This is a genomic window from Sandarakinorhabdus sp. FBCC-B8862 (assembly GCF_059745315.1).
Genome location: NZ_CM185574.1, coordinates 546,725 through 572,424 on the forward strand (window position 1 = coordinate 546,725; position 25,700 = coordinate 572,424).

29 protein-coding genes are annotated in these 25,700 nt (G+C 66.7%); 6 read left to right on the forward strand and 23 right to left on the reverse strand.

Annotation, left to right across the window (positions count from 1 at the left end; all coding sequences use genetic code 11):
• Positions 1-8: 8 nt before the first annotated feature.
• Positions 9-782, reverse strand: coding sequence for a glucose-1-phosphate cytidylyltransferase (rfbF, locus tag AC6BOR_RS02610; RefSeq protein ID WP_086116481.1), 774 nt, complete (start codon positions 780-782; stop codon positions 9-11).
• Between the two features lie 126 nt (positions 783-908).
• Here rfbF and AC6BOR_RS02615 point away from each other — a divergent pair, with 126 nt between their 5' ends.
• On the forward strand, positions 909-2,561 hold the full coding sequence (locus AC6BOR_RS02615; RefSeq protein ID WP_498059667.1) for a glycosyltransferase family 39 protein: 1,653 nt from the start codon (positions 909-911) through the stop codon (positions 2,559-2,561).
• On the opposite strand, the gene AC6BOR_RS02620 is transcribed toward AC6BOR_RS02615, so the two are convergent.
• Positions 2,547-3,455: a branched-chain amino acid aminotransferase gene (locus AC6BOR_RS02620; protein ID WP_086116483.1), complete on the reverse strand. Its 909-nt coding sequence runs from the start codon at positions 3,453-3,455 to the stop codon at positions 2,547-2,549. The two genes, AC6BOR_RS02615 and AC6BOR_RS02620, sit on opposite strands and share 15 nt — an antisense overlap.
• 146 nt (positions 3,456-3,601) lie before the next feature.
• Here AC6BOR_RS02620 and AC6BOR_RS02625 point away from each other — a divergent pair, with 146 nt between their 5' ends.
• On the forward strand, positions 3,602-4,144 hold the full coding sequence (locus AC6BOR_RS02625) for a MarR family winged helix-turn-helix transcriptional regulator (RefSeq protein ID WP_498059668.1): 543 nt from the start codon (positions 3,602-3,604) through the stop codon (positions 4,142-4,144).
• On the opposite strand, the gene AC6BOR_RS02630 is transcribed toward AC6BOR_RS02625, so the two are convergent.
• The 5 genes from AC6BOR_RS02630 to AC6BOR_RS02650 form a co-directional block, all read right to left on the reverse strand.
• A complete protein-coding gene (locus tag AC6BOR_RS02630; protein ID WP_498059669.1) occupies positions 4,117-4,947 on the reverse strand; it encodes a c-type cytochrome in 831 nt (276 codons plus the stop codon). The two genes, AC6BOR_RS02625 and AC6BOR_RS02630, sit on opposite strands and share 28 nt — an antisense overlap.
• A 49-nt stretch (positions 4,948-4,996) precedes the next feature.
• Positions 4,997-5,779 carry a pyrroline-5-carboxylate reductase gene (gene proC / locus AC6BOR_RS02635; protein ID WP_498059670.1) on the reverse strand — a complete coding sequence of 261 codons (783 nt, stop codon included), beginning with the start codon at positions 5,777-5,779 and terminating at the stop codon, positions 4,997-4,999.
• A gap of 3 nt (positions 5,780-5,782) precedes the next feature.
• Positions 5,783-6,301, reverse strand: a complete 519-nt coding sequence (locus tag AC6BOR_RS02640) for a type III secretion system chaperone family protein (protein ID WP_086116487.1) — start codon at positions 6,299-6,301, stop codon at positions 5,783-5,785.
• Positions 6,302-6,386: 85 nt separating this feature from the next.
• The gene (locus AC6BOR_RS02645; protein ID WP_498059671.1) at positions 6,387-6,653 is read right to left on the reverse strand and encodes an accessory factor UbiK family protein; all 267 of its coding nucleotides are present in this window, start codon (positions 6,651-6,653) and stop codon (positions 6,387-6,389) included.
• Between the two features lie 3 nt (positions 6,654-6,656).
• Entirely contained in the window at positions 6,657-7,208 is a 552-nt protein-coding gene (locus tag AC6BOR_RS02650; RefSeq protein WP_086116850.1) for a TspO/MBR family protein, read from the reverse strand.
• A gap of 47 nt (positions 7,209-7,255) precedes the next feature.
• Here AC6BOR_RS02650 and AC6BOR_RS02655 point away from each other — a divergent pair, with 47 nt between their 5' ends.
• The gene (locus tag AC6BOR_RS02655) at positions 7,256-7,543 is read left to right on the forward strand and encodes an HNH endonuclease (protein ID WP_498059672.1); all 288 of its coding nucleotides are present in this window, start codon (positions 7,256-7,258) and stop codon (positions 7,541-7,543) included.
• On the opposite strand, the gene AC6BOR_RS02660 is transcribed toward AC6BOR_RS02655, so the two are convergent.
• From AC6BOR_RS02660 to AC6BOR_RS02685, 6 genes are read right to left on the reverse strand one after another with little or no spacing between them, the layout of a single operon-like run.
• Positions 7,540-8,289, reverse strand: a complete 750-nt coding sequence (locus AC6BOR_RS02660; protein ID WP_498059673.1) for a TlyA family RNA methyltransferase — start codon at positions 8,287-8,289, stop codon at positions 7,540-7,542. The two genes, AC6BOR_RS02655 and AC6BOR_RS02660, sit on opposite strands and share 4 nt — an antisense overlap.
• The gene (locus tag AC6BOR_RS02665) at positions 8,283-8,672 is read right to left on the reverse strand and encodes a cupin domain-containing protein (RefSeq protein WP_498059674.1); all 390 of its coding nucleotides are present in this window, start codon (positions 8,670-8,672) and stop codon (positions 8,283-8,285) included. The genes AC6BOR_RS02660 and AC6BOR_RS02665 overlap by 7 nt, the downstream gene beginning before the upstream one ends.
• On the reverse strand, positions 8,669-9,391 hold the full coding sequence (locus tag AC6BOR_RS02670; RefSeq protein ID WP_498059675.1) for a hypothetical protein: 723 nt from the start codon (positions 9,389-9,391) through the stop codon (positions 8,669-8,671). Before AC6BOR_RS02670 ends, AC6BOR_RS02665 begins: the two co-directional genes overlap by 4 nt.
• Positions 9,392-9,441: 50 nt before the next feature.
• A complete protein-coding gene (locus AC6BOR_RS02675) occupies positions 9,442-9,798 on the reverse strand; it encodes a hypothetical protein (RefSeq protein ID WP_498059676.1) in 357 nt (118 codons plus the stop codon).
• Positions 9,799-9,834: 36 nt separating this feature from the next.
• Positions 9,835-10,863: an alcohol dehydrogenase catalytic domain-containing protein gene (locus tag AC6BOR_RS02680; protein ID WP_498059677.1), complete on the reverse strand. Its 1,029-nt coding sequence runs from the start codon at positions 10,861-10,863 to the stop codon at positions 9,835-9,837.
• Positions 10,860-11,228, reverse strand: a complete 369-nt coding sequence (locus tag AC6BOR_RS02685; RefSeq protein WP_498059678.1) for a hypothetical protein — start codon at positions 11,226-11,228, stop codon at positions 10,860-10,862. Before AC6BOR_RS02685 ends, AC6BOR_RS02680 begins: the two co-directional genes overlap by 4 nt.
• A 97-nt stretch (positions 11,229-11,325) precedes the next feature.
• Here AC6BOR_RS02685 and AC6BOR_RS02690 point away from each other — a divergent pair, with 97 nt between their 5' ends.
• The gene (locus tag AC6BOR_RS02690; protein WP_498059679.1) at positions 11,326-12,198 is read left to right on the forward strand and encodes a LysR family transcriptional regulator; all 873 of its coding nucleotides are present in this window, start codon (positions 11,326-11,328) and stop codon (positions 12,196-12,198) included.
• Positions 12,199-12,212: 14 nt separating this feature from the next.
• Entirely contained in the window at positions 12,213-13,358 is a 1,146-nt protein-coding gene (gene tgt, locus AC6BOR_RS02695; protein ID WP_498060692.1) for a tRNA guanosine(34) transglycosylase Tgt, read from the forward strand.
• Here tgt and AC6BOR_RS02700 read toward each other — a convergent pair.
• Together AC6BOR_RS02700 and AC6BOR_RS02705 are read right to left on the reverse strand one after the other, a co-directional pair.
• The gene (locus tag AC6BOR_RS02700) at positions 13,334-14,443 is read right to left on the reverse strand and encodes an NAD(P)/FAD-dependent oxidoreductase (RefSeq protein ID WP_498059680.1); all 1,110 of its coding nucleotides are present in this window, start codon (positions 14,441-14,443) and stop codon (positions 13,334-13,336) included. The two genes, tgt and AC6BOR_RS02700, sit on opposite strands and share 25 nt — an antisense overlap.
• Positions 14,440-15,402 (reverse strand): alpha/beta hydrolase, encoded by a 963-nt coding sequence (locus AC6BOR_RS02705; protein ID WP_498059681.1) that lies wholly within the window; start codon positions 15,400-15,402, stop codon positions 14,440-14,442. The genes AC6BOR_RS02700 and AC6BOR_RS02705 overlap by 4 nt, the downstream gene beginning before the upstream one ends.
• Positions 15,403-15,480: 78 nt before the next feature.
• Here AC6BOR_RS02705 and AC6BOR_RS02710 point away from each other — a divergent pair, with 78 nt between their 5' ends.
• Positions 15,481-15,759 carry a hypothetical protein gene (locus AC6BOR_RS02710; protein ID WP_498059682.1) on the forward strand — a complete coding sequence of 93 codons (279 nt, stop codon included), beginning with the start codon at positions 15,481-15,483 and terminating at the stop codon, positions 15,757-15,759.
• Positions 15,760-15,849: 90 nt separating this feature from the next.
• Here the strand turns inward: AC6BOR_RS02710 and ppdK are convergent, their stop codons facing one another.
• The 8 genes from ppdK to AC6BOR_RS02750 form a co-directional block, all read right to left on the reverse strand.
• Positions 15,850-18,513, reverse strand: a complete 2,664-nt coding sequence (gene ppdK, locus AC6BOR_RS02715) for a pyruvate, phosphate dikinase (RefSeq protein ID WP_498059683.1) — start codon at positions 18,511-18,513, stop codon at positions 15,850-15,852.
• Between the two features lie 68 nt (positions 18,514-18,581).
• Positions 18,582-20,666, reverse strand: coding sequence for a glycine--tRNA ligase subunit beta (gene glyS / locus AC6BOR_RS02720; RefSeq protein WP_498059684.1), 2,085 nt, complete (start codon positions 20,664-20,666; stop codon positions 18,582-18,584).
• Positions 20,663-21,520 carry a glycine--tRNA ligase subunit alpha gene (locus tag AC6BOR_RS02725; RefSeq protein WP_498059685.1) on the reverse strand — a complete coding sequence of 286 codons (858 nt, stop codon included), beginning with the start codon at positions 21,518-21,520 and terminating at the stop codon, positions 20,663-20,665. Before AC6BOR_RS02725 ends, glyS begins: the two co-directional genes overlap by 4 nt.
• Before the next feature lie 33 nt (positions 21,521-21,553).
• Entirely contained in the window at positions 21,554-21,850 is a 297-nt protein-coding gene (locus AC6BOR_RS02730) for a cytochrome c (RefSeq protein ID WP_498059686.1), read from the reverse strand.
• Positions 21,850-23,022, reverse strand: a complete 1,173-nt coding sequence (locus AC6BOR_RS02735) for a molybdopterin-dependent oxidoreductase (RefSeq protein WP_498059687.1) — start codon at positions 23,020-23,022, stop codon at positions 21,850-21,852. Before AC6BOR_RS02735 ends, AC6BOR_RS02730 begins: the two co-directional genes overlap by 1 nt.
• 221 nt (positions 23,023-23,243) lie before the next feature.
• The gene (gene ychF / locus AC6BOR_RS02740) at positions 23,244-24,344 is read right to left on the reverse strand and encodes a redox-regulated ATPase YchF (RefSeq protein WP_498059688.1); all 1,101 of its coding nucleotides are present in this window, start codon (positions 24,342-24,344) and stop codon (positions 23,244-23,246) included.
• Positions 24,345-24,394: 50 nt separating this feature from the next.
• Positions 24,395-24,967 (reverse strand): aminoacyl-tRNA hydrolase, encoded by a 573-nt coding sequence (pth, locus tag AC6BOR_RS02745; RefSeq protein WP_498059689.1) that lies wholly within the window; start codon positions 24,965-24,967, stop codon positions 24,395-24,397.
• A gap of 82 nt (positions 24,968-25,049) precedes the next feature.
• A complete protein-coding gene (locus tag AC6BOR_RS02750; RefSeq protein WP_498059690.1) occupies positions 25,050-25,646 on the reverse strand; it encodes a 50S ribosomal protein L25/general stress protein Ctc in 597 nt (198 codons plus the stop codon).
• Positions 25,647-25,700: the final 54 nt, after the last annotated feature.

A 25,700-nucleotide genomic window follows, 5' to 3' on the forward strand; every position in this document is an offset into this window, starting at 1 on the left:
AACTTGCGTTACCACAGCTTCCAGGGCGCATTGCCCTTGGACCACAAATCCTCAAGCAGCTGCTTGTCACGCACCGTGTCCATTGGCTGCCAGAAGCCGTTGTGGTGATAGGCCACCAGATCGCCGCCGTGCGCCAGCGCTTCGAGTGGTTCCTGTTCCCAGATTGAAGACGGGCCGGCGACGAGATCAAGCACCGACGGATCGGCAACGAAGAAGCCGCCGTTGATCAGGCCGCCATCGCCGGCCGGCTTTTCCTTGAAGCGCAGCACCTCGTTGGCGGGTGACAATTCCAGCGCGCCAAAACGTCCGGGAGGCGAGACGGCGGTGATGGTTGCCTTGCGGCCGTGGGCCTTGTGGAATGCAACGAGCTTGGCCACGTCAATATCGGCCACGCCGTCGCCATAGGTGAAACAGAAGGGTTCGCCGGGTGTGAGATAATCCTTCACCGCCTTCAGCCGACCGCCTGTCATGGTATCGGCACCGGTTTCCACCATGGTGATCCGCCACGGCTCGCTGCGAGCGTGGTGAACCTCCACACTGTTCTGGCGCAGGTCGATGGTCACATCAGCGGTGTGCAGGAAGTAATTGGCGAAAAATTCCTTAATCACATAACCTTTGTAACCAAGGCAGATGATGAAATCATTCAGGCCGGCAGCGGAATAGATTTTGAGGATATGCCAGAGAATCGGCATGCCTCCGATTTCCACCATCGGCTTTGGGCGAACACCCGTCTCTTCGCCAAGCCGGGTGCCAAGGCCACCGGCCAGAATTACCGTCTTCATTGCAATAGGACCTGTTCAAAGCTGATGATGATGGGGACGCCTTGTCAACTTCATCTGGCGGCGTCAATGGTCTGCCAGTGCCGGCGCACACACGTCGCCCGGAATGGCGCCAGCAGGATCAACGCCTTGCCCTTTCGAACACCTTCGCTGCCCGGCCATGCCCGTCTGTTCTGGTGGGTGCTGCTGCCCATCCTGGTGCTGGCGGCCGCCTTGCGTGGCCATGGCATCGAGCAGGGTTTGCCTGGCCTCTATGATCCGGATGAACCGCTGTTCCTGATCAATGGGCTGGAGCTTCTGGCGCGGCAGACATTGATGCCAGGCTGGTTTGGCCATCCAGGGATCACCACCCTTTATCTGCTGGCGGCCAGCGATCTGTTGGTCTTCGCCGGCGGCCGGTTGGCCGGTCTTTGGTCAACCACGGCAGAATTTGCCACCCACCTCTATGCCGACCCGTCGGCCGTGGTTCTGGCCAGCCGCGCGGCAATCCTGGCCTTTTCGCTTGGCGTTATCGCTGCGACCGCCCGTTTGGGCATGCGGCTTGGGGATGCCATGGCAGGTCTTTTTGCCGCCCTGTTGCTGGCGGCAAGCCCCTTGCACACCGAGATATCGGGACTGGTGCGCACGGATATCATGGTCAGCCTGTTCAGCCTGTTGGCCTTGCTTGCCGCCGTGACCATTGTCGAAACCGGTCGCCGCCGTCCGCTGATCATTGCCGGTCTGTGGATGGGCACGGCGATATCAACCAAGTGGCCCGGCGCCGTTTTGGCCATCGCGCCGCTGGCGGCCTGGTGCTGGCACTGGCGCCATGATCGCCGGCAATGGCTGCCGGGTGCGTTCATTCTGGCTGCGGCCATGCTGGCAGCCATGGCACTGCTGATGCCGCCGTTGTGGTTGCGGCCGCTGGACGTGTGGGCCGCTTTGAAGAACGAAGTTCAACCCGCTCATGTCGGCGCCACCGGCGGCGGCCTGGTCGACAACATGATCTGGTATGCGACCATATTGTGGCAGCGCGGCCTGGGCTGGGCCACCGTGCTGGTGCCCATTGGCGCTGCGCTGGCGGTGCGCCGGCAGGCATTGCCGGTGGCGGCAATCCTGCTGGTTCCGGTTCTGGCTCTGATCCTCTTGCTGTGCAGCCAGGCCAATGTCTGGCAGCGGTGGCTGGTTTTGCCGCTGCCCCTGTTGGCACTGTTGGCAGGGCTGGCCCTTTCGGCGGCAGCACGGGCGCTTTGGGCAGCCCGGCAAGGCGCCTTGGCTGGCGCAGTTGGCCTGCTGCTGGCCATGCCGCTGGCCGGCTCGGCCTGGGCCGACGGAACAGCGCGCGGCAACCCAACCCAGGCCCGGGCAGTTGCGTTCATGCTGAAGACCGTGCCAGCCGGCAGCCGGGTCACCCTGGAAATGCTGGCGTTTCCGCTTGTGCAAACCGACTGGACCATTCGCTATCCGTTCGGGCCGGCTGGCTGTGTCGACGGCCGCTCGCTGCTGGCCGGCAAGGTGAATTATGACGATGCCGCCGTCGCGCAGAAGGGCAAGCAGAAGCTGGTGCTGGGAACGATCGATCCAAACCGCATCGCCAGTTGCTGGACCGATTATGCCATCATCCACGATGCCGACCGCTGGCTGGCAGAGGCCGGGCGTTATCCGCAAGAAGCTGGCGTTTATCGGGCCTTCATCAATGGCGGTACGATCATCGGCGATTTTCGCCCGATCCCCGGCGTGTCGGCCGGGCCGCGCACGCTGGTGATCAAGCTTGGCGCGCAGCCACCCTCACCCTTGCGTTGAGGGCACCGGTTCCACACCCGTGATGCGGCCGTACACAAGATCCTGATAATCCTGCGCCATCTGCAGCGTTTCAGGGCCGACCTGGAAGTTCCAGGGGCCGATTTCGGCCAGCGGGGTCACTTCAGCGGCGGAGCCGGTGAGGAAGGCTTGGCTGAAGCTGCCGAGTTCTTCCGGCCAGATGGCGCGTTCGATCACCTTGATGCCGCGGCGCTGGGCGAGCGCGATGATGCTGCGGCGGGTGATACCATCAAGGAAACAATCGGGCGTTGGCGTGTGGAGCTCGCCATCCTTCCAGAAGAAGATGTTGGCCCCCGTAGCCTCGGCCACCTGGCCGCGCCAGTCGAGCATCAGGGCATCGTTGTAGCCGTCATTCTCCGCCTTGTGCTTGGAGAGGGTGCAGATCATGTAGAGGCCGGCCGCCTTGGCGCGCACCGGCGCCGTGTAGGGGGCCGGGCGACGCCACGGCGCGATGGTGAGGCGCAAGCCCTTCTTCAGCGCTTCGGGGCCGAAATAGGCGCCCCATTCCCAGCAGGCGACAGCCATGTGGGCCTTGGTCTTCTGCGCCGAAACGCCCATCTGCTCGCTGCCGCGCCAGGCGATCGGGCGCACATAGGCGTTGGTGAGATTGTTGGCGGCCAGCGTGGCCCTGCAGGCCTCGTCAATTTCGGCCACCGTCCACGGCAGCGGGAAACCCATGATGTTGGCCGAATCGATCAGGCGCTGCGAATGGGCCGACAGGGCATAGATATGGCCGCCATAGGCGCGCGCGCCCTCGAACACCGCGCTGGCATAATGCAGACCGTGGGTGAGGATATGGACATTGGCTTCGCGCCAGTCGACCAACTGGCCATCCATCCAGATCTGGCCGTTGCGATCATCGAAGCCGGCGTCCATGGCACTTCCTCTTCCTGACAAGCTTGCAATTTTTTGGCTGGCAGCAGGCAAGCGGCGTAACAAACGAACCCTGAGTGGGTTGCTGGCTGGCCGGTTGTTGCGTCAACCGCTTGCCTTGCCATACGCCTTGTGGCAGATATGTCAACATGACTGTCCCAAATATCAGCGCCGCTGCCACCCCACTGCGGGTGACCCCGGCCTCGCCGCTGTTCCTGCGCGAGGATGAGATCAGGCGGGGCATCGAGCTGCTCTATTTCGGCTATACCGCGATGATCCGCGGCGCCGACGCCATATTGGAAGCGCAGGGCCTGGGCCGTGCCCACCACCGCGCGCTCTATTTCATCGCCCGCCAGCCGGGGCTGAGCGTCGGCGAGCTGATCGGCCTGCTTGGCATCACCAAACAGTCCTTGGGCCGGGTTTTGACCGAGTTGCAGGCCCGTGAACTCGTGGAGCAGGCAGTGGGGATCAACGATCGACGCCAGCGCCTGTTGCGGCTGACCATGGCTGGCGCGGCCCTCGAAGCGCGACTGTTTGCCGAGTTGGAACGATCAATGGCGCGCGCCTATGGCGAGGCCGGGCAGCAGGCGGTGACCGGCTTCTGGGCCGTGCTGATGGGGCTGGTGCCGCCCGAAGACCGGCCGCGCGTGGAAGCGCTGCAGGATCAGGCGGGCGGCAGCGCCTTGAGATAATCGAACAGGGCGCGGCGTTCGGCGTCGGTCATCGGCGCCAGGCGTTCGCGGCCAACGGACGTCATCAATCGCAGCTCGCGCCCATCCGGTGGACGGCCCGTGGTGGTGAGCCTGACAAAGGCCGGCCAATCATAGACCTGGATTGCGTCGACCAGGGCGGGCGTGAAGCCCGGATTGCCGCCGAGGCCGTGGTTGTGACATTCGGCACAGGCCAGCCGGGTGAAATAGGGGCCCCAGGCAGGTGTGCCGGGCGCCGGCGCGATCTCAGGCCCGCGGTCATTGGCCCGCACCAGCGCGACATTGGCCACAAGTTCGCCGGTGGCCGCGGCATAGGCCTTGAACAGGCGGTGGTGGATGGTGACGGGCTGCGCATCGGGCGCGGCCGGCAATTGTTTCAAATGGGCGTGGATGGCCGCAATCTCGCTGTCGGCCATGGCGGCAAAATGTTCGGATGGCATCGCCCAACTGATGCTGGTGCCATCGGGCCGCACGCCGCGGCGCACGGCGCGGGCAAAGTCCTCCAACCCCCAAGTGCGCGCCCGCTGCCGCAGATTGGGAGCGATGATGCCGTAAAAATCCGATCCGGTCAGCGCCTTGCCGTGGCAGCCGTTGCAGCCATAGATCGCGACCAGCCGGGCACCCAGTGCCGCGTCACCCGGCCCGCCTGCGACGGCTTCCGGCAAGGCGCCCACATCCCGCGACAAGATCCGGTTGCCAGCCCATAACAACGCACCGCCAGCGCCGATGGCGAGCAGGGCCGCAGCCGCCACGCCAGCAGCCGTGATTCGGAGCCATGGTTGCATCGGCCGACTTCCCCCTGATCGGGGAGGCTAACCGCAAAAGCGGCCCGCGTCAGCCCAGTTCGCGGGAACGGGCAGCGGCTGCGGCGACCACCTGATCGAGCAACGGCGTGAGGGCCGGCATGAGCACAGAGAGCCCGGCCGCCGTGGTGCCGCCTGGTGAGGTGACGCGCTCGCGCAAGGTCGCGGCGGAACTGGCGCCATCCTGGGCGGCGAGCGCGGCGGCGCCAATCAGCGTCTGCCGCGCCAGCCGCATCGCCATGGCGGGCGCGAGGCCGGCCGCTTCGCCGGCGGCCGCCAGCGCTTCGATGAAATGGAAGACATAGGCCGGGCCGGAGCCTGACAGGGCGGTGACCGCATCGAACTGGTCTTCCTCGGTGAGCCACACGGTTTGCCCGACCGGCTGGAACAGCGCCTCGGCGGCGCCCTGCACAATGTCGCCATCGCGGGTGAACAGGGCGGTGGCCCCCTGCCCCACGGCCGCCGGCGTGTTGGGCATGGCGCGCACGATGCCGGCACCGGGGAAAAGCCGGGCCAGATCCTCGGTCTTCACGCCAGCCATGACGGAGATGACGAGCGTGAGCGGCCCCAACCGGCCAGCCAACGGCAGCACGGCCTGCGCCCAGGCCTGCGGCTTCACCGCCAGCACAACGATATCGGGTTTGCCGGTCGCCGGTGGGCGCGGCAGCGCTTCCACACCATCGGGCAGGTTGCGGGCCGCCGGATCGATCACGGCCACCGGGCCCAGGCCCTCATCCAGCCAGCGGCGCAACAGCGCGCCGCCCATGTTGCCACAACCGATCAGCCAGATCGGCGCCCCCGCACCATCCGTCATCGATCAGGCTTCGCCGGCGGTTTCAAGCAAGGCCGAGGCCAGCGCTTCGGCTGGAGCCTGGCCCGCGAGCAGCACGAGCTGGAACACCGGATAGTAACGCTCGAATTCCTCGACCGCGGCATCAGTGAGGATTTCCGCCTGGGCGGCCGACAGATCGCCCCCATCGGCGGCATCATCATCAGCCAGCAGGGTGGCATGGCGGAACAGCACCGCGCCGTCGGCCGACCACAGCTCGAAATGGCCCATCCACAGCTGCTCGTTGATCAGGCCGATCACTTCATAGATGGCGGCACGCTGGTGATCCGCCACGGAGAGGTCGCCGCGCGCGATGATCTGCAGCACGCGATCCTCATCGCGCCACAGCGCCCGCAGTTGATAGGTGGTCCAGCCGCCCTTGATGGTGGTGATGATTTCCTCGTCACCCAGCCGTTCCGATGCCCAGCCATTGGCATCGAACAGCTGTTCCAGCATGTCGATCGGGGCCGGTTCCGGTCCGGCAAATTCCATGTCGGGAAAGCTCATCTCGCCCCTCCCTTACAGCCTTGTATGGAGGCTGGGCAAGCCTTGCCGATTCGGCAAGGGGGCTGCACGCAATATCCTGTGGATATCAGGCCTGATCGCCACCAGATTTGGCGGCCAGTTCAGCCTTCAGCGCGGCAACTTCGGCCTTCAGATGCTCCACCGCCTCGCGCGCGGCCATGGCAACCGCCTTCACCGCATCAAATTCATCGCGGCTGATATCGGCAGCGCCAACGAAATCCTTCATGCGATCGCGCGCCGCGCCCGACAATTCCTTGGTGGCGCCCGCCAGCGTGCCCATGGCGGCGGTGGCAACCTTGGACAGGTCTTCAAACAGCTTGTTGTCGTTCTGCATGGATCAGATTCCGATCTGCATGGCATCGGCCATGGGGTTGAGCATCAGGATGGAAACATTGAGCCCGGTGGCAAAGCACAGCCAGCCCAGATAGGGCAGCAGCAGCCAGCCGGCCAGCCGGTTGACCCGGAAAAAGGCCCAGGCGGTGGCCAGCGCCACGACCAGCATCGCGATGATGATGCCCAGCGCCGCGCTGATCATGTGGAGCTTGAAGAACACCGGTGACCAGGTGAGATTGATGGCGAGCCCGACGGCAAACAGGGCAATGGCCAGCCGCTTGCCCTTGGCTTCGCGGGTGCCCCACACCATGGCCAGCGCCAGGCCGAGCAGCGTGTAGAGAATGGCCCAGGCGATGCCGAACAGCGGGCCCGGCGGCTGCAGGGCTGGCAGGGTGAGCGACTGGTACCAGGGATTGGCTTCGGTGGAACCGGCAATGCGGGCCACGAGGCCGCCACCGAACAAGATGCCGGGCACGGCCACCAGTGCGGCGCGCGCAAAGCTGCCGGTGGAAAACCAGGGTTCGGGCACGAACTCGACAGAATCGGCAACGCTCATCACCAACAGGTGTAGCCGCTTTGGCGGCAATCTTCTATCCCGCAGCCATGGCCAGTGATGCCGCAGAAAGCCGCTGTTGGCTGTGCCACCGGCCCTTGGGGGCGCGGGTGGAATGGCATCACCCCTTGCCACGCGCCAAGGGCGGCCGCAGCGTGGTGGCGCTGCACCCCATTTGCCACCGCGCCATCCATGCCAATTTCAGCAATGCCCAGTTGGCCCGCATCGGTGCGGACCGCGATGCACTGCTGGCCAATACCGATCTGGCCGTTTTTCTGGCCTGGGTGGCGGGCAAACCGCCGGATTTCCACGCGCCGACGCGTTCGAAGAAGCGTTAGCCGCGCTGGGCCGCAATCAGGAATTCCACATTGCCTTCCGGGCCGGTGATCGGGCTGGGCGTGATACCGGCAACCTGCCAGCCTTCGCCAGCCAGCCAGGCGGAAACCTCATCACACACACGGGCATGCACGGCTGGGTCACGCACGACACCGCCCTTGCCCACCTCTGCCCGGCCCGCCTCGAACTGCGGCTTGATCAGGGCGAGCAATCGCGCACCCGGTTTGGCAAAGCCCAGCGGCACTGCCAGCACCTTGGCGAGGCTGATGAAGCTGGCATCGCAGACGATCAGGTCAACGGCTTCGGGGATGTGCGTGGCCGTGAGCAGCCGGGCCGACAATTGTTCCAGCACCACCACCCGCGCATCCTGGCGCAGCTTCCACGCCAGCTGGTTGGTGCCCGAATCGACCGCATAAACCCGCGACGCACCGCGGGTGAGCAGCACATCGGTGAAACCGCCGGTGGAGCTGCCGACATCGATGGCGACCGCCCCTGCCACATCCCAGCCAAAATGGGTCAGGCCATGATCCAGCTTGATGCCGCCGCGCGACACCCAGGGATGATCCCGCCCCTTCAGCTCCAGCGGTGCATCGTCTGCCAGCAGGTCGCCGGCCTTGGCGATCTTCCTGTGGCCGGAAAACACCAGGCCGGCCATGATCAGCGCCTGCGCCCGTGCCCGGCTTTCGACCAGCCCGCGCGCCACCAGCAACTGGTCAACCCGCGCCTTTGCCGATCCGGTTTTTACCACGCCTTCTGCAGCTCCACCACCATCACCTCGATCGGGTCCTTGCCGATGTTGATGTCCTGGTGCTGGGTCTTGGGATTGGCGGGCAGCCAATAGGCATTGCCGGTTTCCCACACGGCGATGTCGCTCTTGTCCGGCGCCGGGCCGGTTTCCTCGAGGATATGCATCGTGCCGCCCTTCAGCGCGATGATCACGCGCGGATGATCATGGCGGTGCAGCGGCAGCGGATTGCCCGGCATGATCAGGCTTTTCCACACCTTCACTTCCGTGTTGGCGAACTGCGGCGTGCGCATGGTGGTGGGCGCCGCGCCCTGCGCCACGGCCAGCCCGGCGCCAAAGCCCGCCAGCGCCATAGCGGCCCCGATTGCCCAGATATGCTTGCTCATTTCGCGTCCCCTGCCTGCTCTGCGCCCAAGCCTATCGCAGCCGGCGCCGCGCCGCCAGCGGGCGGCACCGGGCGGTGCATCACCAGCGCCGACAGCGCCAGCCAGGTGGTGAACATGATGGCATAGGGCCATTTGCGCGGCAGCAGCCGAGCGACCAGCAGGGTGGCGGCCGCCGTGCCGGCCAGCGCATAGAGCGCCGATGCCGCCGCCCGCGTGCCGGTGCCCAGCAAGGCGGTGTTCAGCGCCATGCTCGCCCACTGCGCCGGCAGCAGGGCCAGCAGCCAGGCCGGCAACACGCCGGGCAATGTGGCCGTGGCCACCAGGGTTGCCGCCTCACCAGCGACGACAAACAGGGCCATCAACCAGCCCCGCGCACCCAGCGCCCGCGAAAACAGAAAACCGCGCGCCGCAAAGCTAAGGCTGGCCACCAGCACCGCAAGCCCGGTTGAAAAGGGGTGCGGCAATGGCCCGAAGCCGGCGCTGCGCAGCAGCAGCACCAGCCCCAGGCCGGCCAGCACGGCAATGCCATAGCCGGTCCAGAACCGGCCGGCTGCCGCGGCGCCGATCATGCCGATGGCCATCAGGCCGGCCGCCAGCACCGGCGCGCCGACGCCGGCCACGCCCACCGGCCCCGCCAGCAGCAGCGCGGCGGCCGGAAGGGCCACCCCGGCCAGCAGCGCCACGGCCCAGGCGGGGCGGTTCTTTGCAATTTCGTTCATGGCTTGCCTTTACGGCGGGCAGCACCCGCCTGTCGAGGCTGGCGGCTCGGTTAGAAGCGCGCGCCTCTGGGTACGGCAATCGGCTCGATCTGGCCGATGCGGCATTGGCCATAGTTCATGCCGCCCACCGGATCGATCACCTCGATCAGATCATTGCCGCACAGCCGCCCTTGGGTGTTGCGGCGGGCGATGATGCGGTTGGCGCCCATGCCGGGGCAGCCACCCACAAGCGCGGCCCGGAACGTCCCGCGGCCCTGGCGCACCAGCAGCCAGTCGCGATTGCCGGTCACAACAAATTGCAGGCCGGTTTCGTCGAGGCATTTCACCGCTGGGCCGCTGGCAGGCAACGCACCCACATCGGTGCGCGCCGCCAGCGCCGGGGCGGCCAGCACGGCAAAGATAATCATGACGCTGCGCATGACCCGATTATAGGCAAGGCCGCATCAGGGCACAAACACCAGCTTGGGGCCAGGATCGGTCATGGCCTCGCCGGCCTGGGCAAAGGGCAGCACCTTGTGCGTCACATGCTCGGGGTGGAACTGCCCGCAGGCAAGGCAGCCCACAACCGCCGGCAGATGCACGCGCGAATCCACCCGGGCGGTGACGAAGGTCAGCCCGCGGTAATAGGCTTCGGTCAGCGGCACCGGGGTCAAACGATCAAGATGAATGGCCACACTGGTCAGCACCGCGTTGCGCGCTGCGGAACGGATGGCAAATTCGAGCGCCGGCGCCGTGCCCGCCGCCTCCACCACGATGTCGAACAGATCGGTGGTTGTGCGCCCTTCGGCGAGCGCCAGCGGCGCGACTTCGGCGCCAAGGCGGGCCGCCCGTTCGCGCCGGCCTGGATCATCGTCAAGGTAGAGCACCCGCCCGGCACCGGCCGCCACCGCGCAGCCGGCGGCATAAAGGCCGACGCTCTGCGCCAGACCGCCCACCACCAGCACGCTGGCACCAGGGCGGGCCGCCAGTTGCGGCCCCACCGCGCGCCAGCCATCGGCGATATTGTCAGACGCGCTGGCCACCGCCACCGGATCAAGGTCTTCGGGCAGCGGCACCAGCATATGATCGGCAAACGGCACCCGCATCGCGCCCGACAATGCGCCGCCATAATCCGTGCGGGGTGCGCCGCCGAGGCCGAAATTGGCGAGCGGTGGATAGGCTTCACAGCTGCCGGTGTGGCCACGCTGGCAGGCCGGGCAGCGCCCGCAGCTCAACTGGAACGGCACAATCACCCGCTGGCCCGGCTGCACGCCGGCCGCCTCGCCCGCGTCCACCACCTCGGCCACGCATTCGTGGCCAAAGGCGAACGGCCCCTGCATTTTCACCACGCCGGCAGCGATATAGAGATCCAGATCGCAGCGGGCGACCGCCAGCGGGCGCACAATCGCGTCCGTGGCGACCGCCAGCGCCGGCGGCTTCTGCTCCCGCCATTCAAAACGGCCTGGGGCGATGAAATGCAGCGCCTGCATCATTTGCTGTTGTCCACCACCAGCGGCACATCGAAATAGCTGACGCTGGCCGGCGCGCCCCAGCGTTTCAGCACACCTGCCTTCCAGGCATCGTTGAACCAGGCTTCGGCCGCCGCCCGGCTTTCCCACAGATAGATGCCGCCTGCGCGACCATCATCGCCAATGGTGAAATATTTGCGCGTCAGGCCCGTGCGGCCCTGATAGTCGCCCACGCTGGCGGCAAACAGGCCCTCCAGCTTTTCCTTGGGCAGTCCGGCCGGAATGGGCACCGCCACCAGCACAGCCACGGGGCGGGCCTGGACACCGCCGGCCAGCAGCAGGCCCATCGCAAGGGCCATGGCGGGAACGAGTTTCGGCAACATCATCATTCTCCTCATCATCGGTTGATGATGATGCGATGCTGGCATTGGCAGGCCGACGCTGCCATGCAAATATCGGCAAACCAGCGTTGCAGATACGGAACGAATGTCGATGGATCTTGATGACATGGCGCTGCTGGCCAGCGTTGCCCAGTTGGGTTCAATCAGTGCAGCGGCCCGCGCGCGTGGTATCGCCATTTCAACCGCCGCGCGCCGGCTCGACGGGCTGGAGAACAGCCTGAAGCTGCGGCTGGTGGACCGGCGGGCCGATGGTGCGCGGTTGACACCGGAGGGGCAGAAATTGGCCGTCCTGGCCGAACCGCTGGAGGCACAGATGGCCAGCATCAGCCGGGCGGCGGCGGCCATGCGGGCAGACGGGCCAGTGGCCGTGCGCATCACCGCCACCGAAACCATCGTTGCCGAACGCCTGGCCCCTGTCCTGCCACAGCTGTGGGCCCGGCATCCCGGCATTGCGATCACCCTGCAAAGCCAGGGCGCCGTGGTCAGCCTTGCCAGCCGCGAGGCTGATGTGGCGGTGCGGATGAGCCGGCCAGAAGGCAATGCCCTGATCGTGCGGGCGCTGCCGGGCGAACAGGTGGCGCTGTTTGCCAGCCCAGCCTGGCTCGCCGGGCGCGATCCGGCCAGCATCGATGCGGCTGACGGGCCGATACTGGCTTATGATGACAGTTTCGGCCGCATTCCCGAAATGGCCTGGCTGGCCGGGCTTGGCCTGTCAGGCGCGGTGCGCATGGCCACCGGCTCCACCCGGGCGCTGCTCACCGCCACCCAGGCCGGTGCTGGCATCGGCCTGCTGCCGCGCCGCATGGCGGGCGGGCTGATCGAAATCCCGACCGCCACCCCGGCGCCGCCACGCACCCCCTGGCTGGCCGTCCACCGCGATGTGCAGCGCCTGCCGGCGATCCGCGCTGTCACCCGCTGGATCAGTGCTGCCTTTGCGCCTGGGGGCAAAGCCGGCTAAGGCCCCGCGCCATGATGCCCCCGCGTTTCCAGTTCACCATCCACGCCCGGTCCGGCAAGGCCCGCACTGGCACCATCGCCATGCGGCGTGGCGAAATCCGTACGCCGGCCTTCATGCCGGTGGGCACGGCCGCGACGGTGAAGGCGATGCGCACATCCGAGGTGCGCGCGGCTGGGGCTGACATCATCCTGGGCAACACCTATCACCTGATGCTGCGCCCCACGGCCGAACGGATCCATCGCCTGGGCGGCCTGCACCGCTTCATGGGCTGGAACCGCCCGATCCTGACCGACAGCGGCGGGTATCAGGTGATGAGCCTGTCGTCCCTCACCAAGCGCAGCGAGGAGGGCGTGACCTTTGCCAGCCATCTTGATGGCAGCCGCCATCTGATGAGTCCGGAACGATCGATGGAAATCCAGCGCCTGTTGGGCAGCGACATCGTCATGGCCTTTGACGAACTGGTTGCCCTGCCCGCCCCGCGCGAACAGGTCGCCGCCGCCATGGAACGCTCCATGCGCTGGGCGGCGCGCAGCCGGGCGGCCTTTGATGCCGGGGGGGACCATGCGGCCGGCGCCGCGCTGTTCGGCATCCAGCAGGGCGGGCTCGATGAACGGCTGCGCGCCGAATCCGCCACGGCCCTGCGCTCCATCGGCTTTGATGGCTATGCCATCGGCGGGCTGGCCGTGGGCGAAGGCCAGCCGGCGATGTTTGGCGTGCTGGATTATGCCACCGATCAACTGCCCGAAACCGCCCCGCGCTATCTGATGGGTGTCGGCAAGCCGGATGACATCGTGGGCGCCGTGGTGCGCGGGGTGGACATGTTCGATTGCGTGCTGCCCACCCGTTCGGGCCGCAACGGCCAGGCCTTCACCCATGACGGGCCGCTCAATCTGCGCAACGCCGCCCATGCCGAGGATCTGCGCCCGCTCGACGCCGATTGCCGCTGCCCGGTGTGCCATGGCCCGGATGCTGTCAGCCGCGCCTATCTCCACCATCTCATCAAGGCCGGCGAGATGCTGGGCGCCATGCTGTTGACCCGGCATAATATCGGCTTTTACCAGCAGCTGATGGCGGGTTTGCGCGCCGCCATTGCCGCCGACACGCTGGCCGATTTCGCGGCAGGTTTCCTCGCCCGTTACAACGCGCGCGTGGCGAGATAGGGCGTGGGATCAAGCGGCGGCGTGTTGCCCAGCAACAGCGCCGCGCACAGGGCCCCGGCGGCCGGCGCCGTCTGGATGCCAAAGCCGCCCTGGCCGGCACACCAGAAAAACCCATCAACCCCGGCGTCAAACCCGAACAATGGCACCCGGTCGGGCGCAAAGCTTCTGAGGCCGGCCCAGCTGGATTCGAGCCTCTGCACCCTCACCGTGGTCGCCTGTTCGAACCGGTCGATCACCATGGCAAGATCAAGCTCATCCGGCCGCACGTCATGCGCCACATCGGGCGTTTCATCGTGGGGGGACAACCAGAGCCGGCCGCCATCCGGCTTGAAATAGAAGCGCCCGGCCGCTTCCAGCACGACCATCAGATCGGCCGGCGGCGGCGGATCGAGGCGCAACACCGCCATGGTGCGCCTGAGCGGTTGCACGCCGCGCGGGGCGGCCCCGGCCATCAGCGCCACGGAATCGGCCCAGGCACCCGCAGCATTGACCAGCGTGGTGGCAGTGAATTCTCCGGCGCGGGTGGTGAAGCGCCAATGGCCGCCATCCCGCGCCAGCCCGGTCACTTCGGCATTGGTGATCAATGTGGGCCGGGCCCCATCAACGCCGCGCAGAAAGCCCTGGTGAAGCGACGCCACATCGATATCGTGGCAATCATCCTCCACCAGCCCGCGCCGGTTCCATTCCGGGCGCAGCATGGCCGCCGACGGCAGGGCGGCCATGGCGGCAGCGTCCAGCCAGCGATAGGCCACGCCGCCTTCTTCATATTCGGCCGCCACCCGTTCCAAACCGCCGGGATCATCGGGCGCCTGGACGGTCAACGCCGGACGGGGCGCCAGCAGCGGGCCAAAGCCGGCCGGCGGCGCGCCGAAAAAGCCGCGCGACGCGCGCGACAGCGGCACGATCGCCGGGCCGCCATAGCTTTCCACCCAGAAGGCCGCCGACCGCCCGGTGGTGTGATAGCCCGGCCGGTCTTCCATCTCGATCAAGGCCACCCGCAGCCCGGGCGCGGCCCTGAGCAGGGACCAGGCCGTGCTGGCGCCGGCAATGCCGGCACCGATGATCGCAATGTCAAACCCTGTCATGACAGGCTGATCGTGTCCAGAAAGGCCAGCGCAGCGGCCAGAACCTGCCCCCGCAGCGGATCGGCTTCGCGCAGCAGTTCATGCGCGCCTTGCGGATGTTCAAGCAGCTGCGCGCCCGGGATGCGCGCAGCAAAGCGCCGGGTCGCACTGCTGTCCACCAGGCCATCACGGGCCGGGATCTGGAACTGCAGTGGGATGGTGATGGCTTCGGCAAGGCCGGGCGCCGTGAGGGCGGCGATGCTGGCAAAGGCTTCATCCAGCCAGCCCCAGGTCACGCTGCCCAAGGCCAGCGCCGGATAGGTGCCGACCCACCAGCTTTCATCGGCAAAGCGCTCCAGATCGCTGGTCAGCCAACGTTGGCGCTGTTCGCCGGCGCGGCCTTGCTGCCAGGGGCCACCACCCCAGACAAAATCATCGCCCTTGCCGCGCACCACCTGCACGCCGGCAACAAGCCGGCCCAGGCTGGCCCCCAGCGGCTGCACCTTCAGTCCAATCATCGGCGCCAGCAGCACGGCACGGGCGATGCCGCCGCCCCCCGCCACCAGATGGCGCAGCAGCAGGTGCCCGCCCATCGAATGGGCCATGGCCAACAGCGGGCCATCGCTGTTGGCGCGGGCCCAATCGATCATTGTGCCAAGATCGCGCAGCCAGACATGGAATCCCGGCGATGCACCATGCTGCGGGGTTTTCCCCACCCGGCGCGACAGGCCCTGGCCGCGCCAGTCAGAGATGGTGGCGCCCCAGCCGGCATCGGCCAGATCGTGCAGCAGCTCGGCATATTTCTCGACGAAATCGGCACGGCCAGTGAGGATCAGGATATGCCCCTTGTCGCGCTGGGGCAGATGCACCAGGCGCACCGGCCAGCCGTCGGCCATCGGCAGGAAGCTCTGCCGGGCAGCATCGGGCAGGCGATGCCGGCGCAGCCATGCATCGGTTTCGGGAAGATGTTCGTCGGCCATGCCGCACGCATAGCGGCCTCTGCCGGCGCTTGCCAGTCACTTGCCAAGGGCTTACCCCTGCCGGCCATGCATCAAGGCGTGAAATTGCTGACCGGGCTGGCCGCCACCGTGGTGATCGCCCGCGCCGCCATGATCGTGGAGGGCTATACGCTGCTCGGTCGCATGAGCTGGTGGGCGCAGATGGCGCTGACGCGCAACGGGGTGACGGATGGCAGCGTCCGCCTCCGGGCCGAAAATGGCCGTGCCGCGCGCATCGTGCTGCTGTCGGGCACGGCCGATACGGCCACCCGCCAGGATGTGATCGCCCAGCTCAAGCAGCGCCCGCTGGTGGCGGATGCCCGGTGGGAGGAACGCTGATGGCGCTGTTTGCCGAGATCTGGCTGTGGGTGCTGGCCGGCTTTGTGACCGGCCTCGCCACCGGCTGGTGGATGTGGCGGCGCTGAGGGCTCAGCCCCGCTTCAACGCCGCCTGCGCCGCCGCCAGCCGGGCGATCGGCACGCGATAGGGGGAGCAGGAGACATAATCGAGGCCGAGCCGCTCGCAGAAGGCGATGCTGGCCGGGTCGCCGCCATGCTCGCCGCAGATGCCCAGCTTCAGGCCCGGCTTCACGCCGCGCCCACGCTCGGCCGCAAGGCTGACCAACTCGCCGACGCCGTCTTCATCGATGGAGACAAATGGGTCCTTCGGATAAATGCCCTGCTCCACATAGGGCCCGAGGAAACGGGCGGCATCGTCGCGGCTGATGCCCAGCGTGGTCTGGGTCAAGTCGTTGGTGCCAAAGCTGAAGAACTGGGCATGGCCGGCGATTTCGGCGGCGCGCAAGGCGGCGCGCGGCAACTCGATCATGGTGCCGACCAGATATTCCAATGTGGTGCCGGTTTCGGCGAACACGGTGGCCGCTTCCGCATCGATCACCGCCTTGGTGATTTCCAGTTCACGCGGGGTGGCAACCAACGGCACCATCACTTCGGGCACCACGGCCTCGCCGGTTTCCTGCGCCACCAGCACCGCAGCCTCGAAAATGGCGCGGGCCTGCATGGCATAGATTTCGGGATAGGTGATGCCCAGCCGGCAGCCGCGATGGCCCAGCATCGGGTTGAATTCATGCAGTTCGCCGATGCGGCGGCGCACCAGCGATTCGGCGAGACCGGTGGCGGCGGCCACTTCGGCAAAGCCGGCATCATCATGCGGCAGGAATTCGTGCAGCGGCGGATCGAGCAGGCGGATCGTCACCGGCAGGCCGGCCATCACCCGGAAAATCTCGGCGAAATCGGCGCGCTGTTCGGGCAGCAGTTCGGCCAGCGCACCCGCTCGGCCAGCCGTATCCTCGGCCAGGATCATGCGGCGCACGGCGGTGATGCGGCTGGGTTCGAAGAACATATGCTCGGTGCGGCACAGGCCGATGCCTTCGGCACCGAACTGGCGTGCCACGCGGCAATCGGCCGGGGTTTCGGCGTTGGTGCGCACCTTCAGGCGGCGATGCTTGTCAGCCCACACCATCAGCGCGCCGAAATCGCCCGACAGATCGGGTTCCACCGTCGCCACTTCGCCCAGCATCACATCGCCGGTGGCGCCATCCAGGGTGATACGCTCCCCTTCCACGATGCGGCGGCCGCCACAGCTCATGGTGCGGGTGGCCATGTCGATGCTGATGCTGCCGGCGCCCGAAACGCAGGGGCGGCCCATGCCGCGCGCCACCACGGCGGCGTGGCTGGTCATGCCGCCGCGCGCCGTCAGGATGCCGCGCGCCGCGTGCATGCCGTGAATATCTTCCGGGCTGGTTTCGGTGCGGACCAGGATCACCGCTTCGCCGGCGCGGGCCTTCTGCTCGGCGGTGTCGCTATCGAACACCACGGCGCCGCTGGCGGCGCCGGGGCTGGCCGGCAGGCCGCGGGCGATCACGTCGCGCGGCGCCTTGGGGTCGAGCGTCGGGTGCAGCAGCTGGTCCAGCGCGGCGGCTTCCACGCGCAGCACGGCCTCGGCCTCGCTGATCAGCCCTTCGGCCACCATATCCACCGCGATCTTCAGAGCGGCCTTGGCGGTGCGTTTGCCGCTGCGCGTCTGCAGCATCCACAGGCGGCCATCTTCCACCGTGAATTCGATATCCTGCATGTCGCGATAATGGCCTTCGAGCAGGTCGAACACCCGGCCGAGTTCGCTGAAGACTTGCCCCATCGCCTCTTCCATGGATGCCGCCTTGGCGCCGGCCTTTTCACGCGCCGCCTTGGTCAGATATTGCGGGGTGCGGATGCCGGCCACGACATCTTCCCCTTGCGCGTTGATCAGATATTCGCCGTACCAGGCCTTCTCGCCGGTGCTGGGATCGCGGGTGAAGGCCACACCGGTGGCCGACGTGTCGCCCAGATTGCCGAACACCATGGCCTGCACGTTCACCGCCGTGCCCCAGCTTTCGGGAATATCGTTCAGCCGGCGATAGGTGCGCGCCCGGTCAGACCGCCAGGAACCGAACACCGCGCCGATGGCGCCCCACAATTGCTCGTGCGGGTCCTGCGGGAAGGGCCGGCCCAGCGCCTGCTCGACAATCGCCTTGTAGCGGCCGACCAGCGCCTTCAGGTCCCCGGCGTCGAGGCCGGTGTCCTGCGTCACGCCCTTGTCTTCCTTGGCGATTTCCAGGGCGTCTTCAAACAGATAATGGTCAAGGCCGAGCACGACATCGCCATACATCTGGATGAAGCGGCGATAGCTGTCCCACGCGAAGCGCTCATTGCCCGACGCTGTGGCGAGGCCTGCCACCGTCACGTCGTTGAGGCCCAGGTTCAGTACCGTGTCCATCATGCCCGGCATCGACACGCGCGCGCCGGAGCGGACGGAGACGAGCAGCGGGTTGGAGGCGTCGCCAAAGCGCTTGCCCGTCACGCCTTCCACAAAGGCCAGCGCCTCCAGCACGTCGCGGGCGACATCATCGGGCAGCTTGCCGCCGGCATCATAATAGGCCGCGCAGACATGGGTGGCGATGGTCAGGCCCGGCGGCACCGGCAGGCCGATGCCGGCCATTTCGGCCAGGTTGGCGCCCTTGCCGCCCAGCAGTTCCTTCTGTTTGGCGTCGCCCTCGGCCGTGCCGCCGCCGAACTTGAAGACTGACTTGGTCATTGCCCCGTGCACCCCTGGAAAAAACTGTTCCCCGCCACCGCCGCCATATGTCCTATGACGGCTGGAGCTCAGCCTTCGATACGTGAAAAGTCCGCCACGCCATGCACGGCATCGCGGAACCGCGCCAGCAGGGCCAAACGCCGCGCCCGCACCGCCGGATCACTATCGTTGACCATCACGCGCTCAAAAAATCCATCCACCGGTGCCCGCAGAGCGGCCAGTGCCGCCATGGCATCGGTGAAGCGTTCATCGGCAACGGCGGCCTGCGCCTGCGGCAGTGCAGCGTCGAGCGCTTTGGCCAGCGCGGCCTCTGCCCCGTCGCCACTGCCGGCGGCCGGCTCGGCGCTGGGCGGGTCTTTCTCGGCCGCCTTGAGGATATTGGCGGCGCGCTTGTAGCCGGCGAGCAGGTTGGTGCCGTCCTCGGTTTCGACGAAGGCTTGCAGGGCGGTGACGCGGGCGAGCAGGCGGACAAGGTCATCCTCCCCGCCCAGTGCGAACACGGCGTCGATCAGGTCGTGCCGCACGCCGGCTTCGCGCTGCTGGACTTTCAGTCGGTCGGCGAAGAAGTCGAGAAGCAATGCTCGCCAACCATCCATCGACGGCGGCACCGAGGTGCGCGAGATTATCCGGAACTGCGACATTGCAGCCAGCAAGGGTAGCCTTGAGCTGTTCGCTTGCAGACAAGCAGCAACCCCAATTGCGTAACGCCGCAAGGCAAAGGGGTCTCGCGACCCTGTCGGCCGCTCATCAATCATGAAGAAGCTAAAGAGCGTATCCAACTTGTCTGCCAACGCCAACGCCACGCTCACCGGCTGTGTCGGCACATCGTCGCCTTGGCCCGCCGGCTTGTAGTGATCGCGGATCGCATCGGCGACGGCGGCATCTTCACCAATTGCCAGCGCCAGATAACGCCCGATCAGGCCTTGCACTTCCGGGAATTCGCCCACCGTGGCCGAGACGAGATCGGCCTTGGCCAGCCGCGCTGCCCGTTCGGCCAGCGCCGGATCGGCCGGCAGCGCGCCGCTTTCGCACAGCCAGCGTGCCAGCGCCGCCACCCGCTCCACCTTCTCGGCCAGCGTGCCCAGCCTCTCGTGGAACACGATGTCGGACAATTTGGGCAGGAAACCCTCCAACCCATTGGCCTTCACGGCGGCCAGATCCTGTTCCCAGAAGAAGCGCGCATCGGACAGGCGGGCGGAAAGCACGCGCTGGTTGCCATTGATGATGGCAGCGCCGCCGTCGTTCGCCTCCAGATTGGCGACACAGATGAAGGCCGGGGCCAGCGCGCCCGCGCTGTCGGCCAGCGCAAAATATTTCTGGTTGGTGCGCATGGTCAGCACGATCACCTCGCGCGGCACACTCAAGAATTCGGGATCAAAGCGGCCCAGCAGCGGCACCGGCCATTCGGTCAGCCCGGCATTTTCCGCCACCAGCCCGGCATCGGGGATCAGCGTCAGCCCGGCCTCGGTGGCCAATGCTTCGGCACGGGTGGCGATGATCTGCTGGCGCTCGGCGCTCGCCACCAGCACATGGGCGGCGCGCAGCTGGTCGGCCCAGGTGTCGGCGCTGGTGATGCTGAGCACGCCCGGCGCATGGATGCGATGGCCGCGCGTTTCCCTGCCGGAGCTGAGGCCGAACACGCTGCACGGCACCACAGCATCGTCAAGCAGCGCCAATATGCCGGTCAACGGCCGCACCCAGCGTGGCGAGGCCGTGGAAGCACTGGCGGCGCCCCAGCGCATCGACTTGGGCCAGGCAAAGCCGGTGACGATCTGCGGAATGGCCTCGGCCAATATCTCGGCCGCCGTCCGGCCTTCGCGGCGGATCACGGCAAACAACACCACGCCCTTCGGCGTCTCGCGCGCTTCCAGCTGATCGCGGGTCAGGCCGGTCTTTTTCAGGAAACCTTCGATGGCCTGCGCTGGGGCGGTGGCGGCCGGGCCCTTCACCTCTTCTGCGCTGCCTGCGGAGGCGGTGGCCACATCATCGGCCAGCAGCCACAACCGGCGCGGCGTTGCATCGGCCGTCACCGTGCCATGCGCCAGGCCAGCGGCCTTCATCGCCTCGACAAAACGGGTCTTCAGCTGCTCGGCCGCCGCCGCCTGCATGCGGGCCGGGATTTCTTCGGATTGCAGCTCGAGGAGGAACTTCACTTCACCTGCTCCACCCACACATCGGCCACCGCCTTCACCAGATCGCGCACCCGGCCGATGTAGGCCTGGCGTTCGGCGACACTGATCACGCCGCGGGCATTCAACAGGTTGAAGATATGGCTGGCCTTGATCGCCTGGTCATAGGCCGGCAACGGCAGGCCCCGCGCCGCCAGGGCCCGGCACTCCTCGCTGACATCCTTGAAATGCTGGAACAGCCGCTCGGTGTTGGCCGCCTCGAAATTATAGGCGCTGAACTGCTGCTCGTTCTTCAGGAACACGTCGCCATAGGTCACGCCGGCATCGTTGTAGGCGAGGTCGTAAATGCTCTCGACGCCCTGGATATACATGGCGAGGCGTTCCAGCCCATAGGTGAGCTCCCCCGCCACCGGCGCGCAATCATGGCCCGCCACCTGCTGGAAATAGGTGAATTGCGAGACTTCCATGCCGTCGCACCACACTTCCCAGCCCAGGCCCCAGGCACCCAGCGTGGGGCTTTCCCAATCATCCTCGACAAAGCGGATATCGTGGCGATGCCGGTCGATGCCGATGGCATCGAGGCTGCCGAGATAGAGACCGATCAGATCGGGCGGGCTGGGCTTCAGGATCACCTGGAACTGGTAATAATGCTGCAGCCGGTTGGGGTTCTCGCCATAGCGGCCATCCGACGGACGGCGGCTGGGCTGCACATAGCAGGCGTTCCAGCTGTGCGGCCCCAGGCTGCGCAAGGTGGTGGCCGGGTGGAAGGTGCCGGCACCCACCTCAAGGTCATAAGGCTGCAGGATCACGCAGCCTTGCGCGCCCCAATATTGCTGGAGCGCAAGGATCATCGACTGGAAGGAAAGTGGCTTGCTCACGGCACGCGCCTTAGCGGCCGCAGCATGGCAAGGTCAATCAGCGACAAGCCAATCCAGGATCGCCTTCTCGTCGGCCGGATCGATCGGCGCGCCATAGACATTGCGCATCTTGGCGATGGTTTCGCCCCATTGCACCCGCGTCAGCCGCGGCTGGGCGGTGATCATCGCGGCCGAATGGCAGGCGAGGCAGTTGTTGTTGGCGGCTTCGGACGACACGCCATAGCGTTCGGGCAGCAACCCTTCCGCATCGGGCAGCGCCACCGCCACCCGGCGCGTGGGCGGCGCGGCGGCAACAAGCGCAACAGCGGCAAGAGCCAAAACCAGGCGCATCAGATGATCTCCACGGCCACCGGCTCGATGCCGGCGCGGTTGTAACCGCTGGGGTTCCAGTTCTGGCCCAACGGCTGCTCCACCCCGGCGGCATTCTTCGCCCGGGCGAGGATGAGGTGGCGGCCCGGTGCCAATGCCAATCCGCCCCGGAAGCGGCGGAAGCTGTAGCGGCCATGGTCCGGACCCAGCTGCGCCGGCACCCAGCTGCGCCCGGCATCGGCCGAAAGCTCCACGCTGGCGACGCCATGATCCCCGCCCAGCGCGACGCCCTGCACCGGCGTGAAGGCCCGCGCTGGAAGCTTGGCGCCGCTGGCGATGTTGGTGACAAGGGCGCGCGGCCGCATGGTGGTGACCGGCACCCGCGGGCCTGCGGGCGCGCCCGGCGCGATATCGGCCAGGGCATTGGCCGGCTGCAGATAGGCCTTGGCCATCCAATAGCCATCGTCGGGCTTGGCCAGCACCTCGATGGCGTCCAGCATCTTGACCCAATAGGTCGAATACCAGCCGGGCACCACCAGCCGCAGCGGAAAGCCGTTGAGCAGCGGCAGCGCCGTGCCGTTCATGCCCCAGGCGATCAGCACGTCATCCGAAAGGGCGTGGTCGATCGGCAGTGACTTTTCAAAATCGGGCGCATTGTCCACCAGCGGCGTGTCGAGCCCGCCGCAGCGCACCGCCACCGCCCCGGCTTTCACGCCGGCCAGGGCCAGCACATCCTTCAGCCGCACGCCTTCCCAAAGCGCATTGCCCATGGCGCCATTGGCCCATTGCGCACCGGCCACACGGGGGCTGAACAGGCCGCGGCCATTGCCGGCGCACTGGTTCACCGCCGCAATGACGACGCGGGGCAGCCGCGCGAGATCGGCGAGGGACAGCGACAGCGGCTTGGCGACATGGCCGGCGACGCGCAGGCGGTGCTTCGCTGGGTCGATTTGGAGCGGGAACGGGTAATGCCAGCGCACGAAAAACCGGTCATTCGGCGTGAAATCGCTGGCGTCGAAAACGGACAAGGGGGTTTCCAGCAGCGGCGGCGTGGAGCGCTGCAGGATCATCTCGCCCTTTTGCGGAAAGGCGCTTGTGGTTGGCCGCATGCCATTGTCGGCAAAACCCAGATCAACCTGAGCGGCTGCCGGGGCGGCCAGGGCAGAGGCGATCAGGGTGCGGCGGGTGAGCATGGGGCTGGTTTAGCGCCTTGATGGCACCAGCGCCACCAATTCCATTTTGGTCTGTTGCGCTCCGCGTGCAATCCTGTCCCCCGAAATCCTCCCCCTCTGGGGGAGGTGCCCGCAGGGCGGAGGGGGCCTGCAAGAACCCCATTAGCGGTGGGATTGGCGCACGCCTGTCCCCTCCGCCTCCCTGCGGTCGGCACCTCCCCCAGAAGGGGAGGATTTCGGGATCACGCACCGTGCAATATATGCATCACATCGCCATCGGCGACGACATAATCCTTGCCTTCGGCGCGCAGTTTGCCGGCTTCCTTGGCAGCCGTTTCGCCGCCCAGCGTGACATAATCATCATAGGCGATGGTTTCGGCGCGGATGAACTTCTTTTCGAAATCACCGTGGATTTCGCCGGCCGCCTGGGGCGCGCGGGCGCCCTTCTTCACTGTCCAAGCCCGCGCTTCCTTGGGGCCCACCGTGAAAAAGGTGATCAGGCCCAGCAGCTCATAGGCGGCGCGCACCACGCGGGCGAGGCCGGTTTCGGCCAGCCCCAGGCTTTCCAGATATTCCTGTCGGTCGGCCGGCTCCATCGTGGCGATTTCCGCCTCGATGGCGGCCGAAACAACCACCGCCTTGGCGCCGATGCCGGCCGCCATCTTGGCCACGGCTTCGCTGTGGGCATTGCCGGTGGCAGCGCTGGCCTCCTCGACATTGCAGACATAGAGCACCGGCTTGGTGGTCAGCAGCTGCGCATTCTTCAGCGCGCGGGCCTCCTCCTCGTCCTTGGGTTCAGCCAGACGGGCCGGCTTGCCGGCACGCAGCAGCTCCAGCACCGGCGTCAGCGCTGCCACCTGCACCTTGGCGTCCTTGTCCCCCTGCGCTGCCTTCTTGGCCAGCGCCGGCAGCCGCTTTTCCAGGCTTTCCAGATCGGCGAGCATCAGCTCGGTCTCGACCGTTTCGGCATCCTCCACCGGGTTCACCCGGCCGGCGACGTGGGTCACGTCATCATCCTCGAAACAGCGCAGCACATGGGCAATGGCATCGGTTTCGCGGATGTTGGCCAGAAACTGGTTGCCCAGGCCTTCGCCCTTCGACGCGCCCTTCACCAGGCCGGCGATGTCGGTGAAGCCCAGCTGCGTCTCGATGATCTTCTGGCTTTTCGCCAGCGCCGCCAGCCGGTTCAGGCGCGGATCGGGCACCGCGACATTGCCGACGTTCGGCTCGATCGTGCAAAAGGGATAATTGGCCGCCTGCGCCGCCGCCGTTTCGGTGAGCGCATTGAACAGGGTGGATTTGCCGACATTGGGCAGGCCGACGATACCGACGCGGATGGGCATAAGGTCTTTTCCGATGAAAGATGGTTGGCGCGGCCTTTAAAGCGCCGGCTTCAAGCCTGCAACCTGAGCGCGAGGTCTGACAGGTAGCGCGGTTCGTCGCCGGCCAGCAGCGTGGGCAGTTCATCGGCCAGCACGCCCAGCAGATCGGCCAGCGGGTCCATTTCTGCCTTGGCAAAATTGCCCAGCACATGGCCGGTCACCCGGTCCTTGTGGCCAGGATGGCCGATGCCGATGCGCACCCGCCGCCAATCGGGGCCGAGATGGGCATCGATGGAACGGATGCCGTTGTGCCCGGCCGCGCCGCCGCCGTGTTTGATCTTCACCTTGAACGGCGCCAGGTCGAGCTCGTCGTAGAACACGCTCAAGGCTGCTGCCGGATCAACTTTGAAAAAGCGCACCGCCTCGGCCACGCTGCGGCCGCTTTCGTTCATGAAGGTCGCCGGTTTCAGCAGCAGCACACGCGCCGAACCGATCCGCCCTTCGGCGGCCAGGCCCTGAAAGCGCGGTTTGAACGGCCCGATGGACCAGCGTGCGGCCATGGCATCGATGGCCATGAAGCCGACATTGTGGCGGTGGAGCGCATATTGCGCCCCCGGATTGCCGAGGCCAACCAGGATGTGCATGGCGCGCCGCTACCCCCAAACACGCAAACGGGGCAAGGGATTGCTCCCCTGCCCCGCAAAACGCAGCATCAATGCCCGTGGATCAGGCGTTGTTGTCGCCAGCGTCGCTGATCATGCCCTTGGGCGCCACGATGGTGGCGATGGTCAGGCCGGTCTCGCGGCCGTGCGGCTTCACGCCTTCGGGCAGCTTCACGTCGCCAATGTGGATCGACGCGCCAACCTGCAGGCCAGCCAGGCTGATGGTCACATCATCCGGGATGGCATCGCCGGGGCAATCCAGCTTCAGCTCGTGGGCGACGATGTTCAGCATGGCGCCCTGCTTGATGGCCGACAGTTCCTGATCGACAAAATGCACCGGCACCGTGACGGTGACGACGGCGTTGCCGGTCAGGCGCAGGAAATCGACATGGATCGGCCGATCGGTGACCGGATGGAAGGCGACATCGCGCGGCAGGGTGCGGATGGTGGTGCCGTCCAGCTCCAGCTCGACGATGGCGTTCATGAAATGGCCAGTGTGCAGCTGGCGGACGAGGATCTTCTCCTCGACGTGGATGGTGGTCGCGGCTTCGCCAGCGCCATAGATCACGGCCGGGACACGGCCTTCGCGGCGGATCGCGCGGGAGGCTCCCTTGCCTGCCTTGGCGCGAAGTTCAGCCGCGAGCTTGAAGGTTTCGCTCATTGCTCGCTCCTGATGGGTATGAAATCACCCGGTCACCCCCGCCTCCAGGGATGC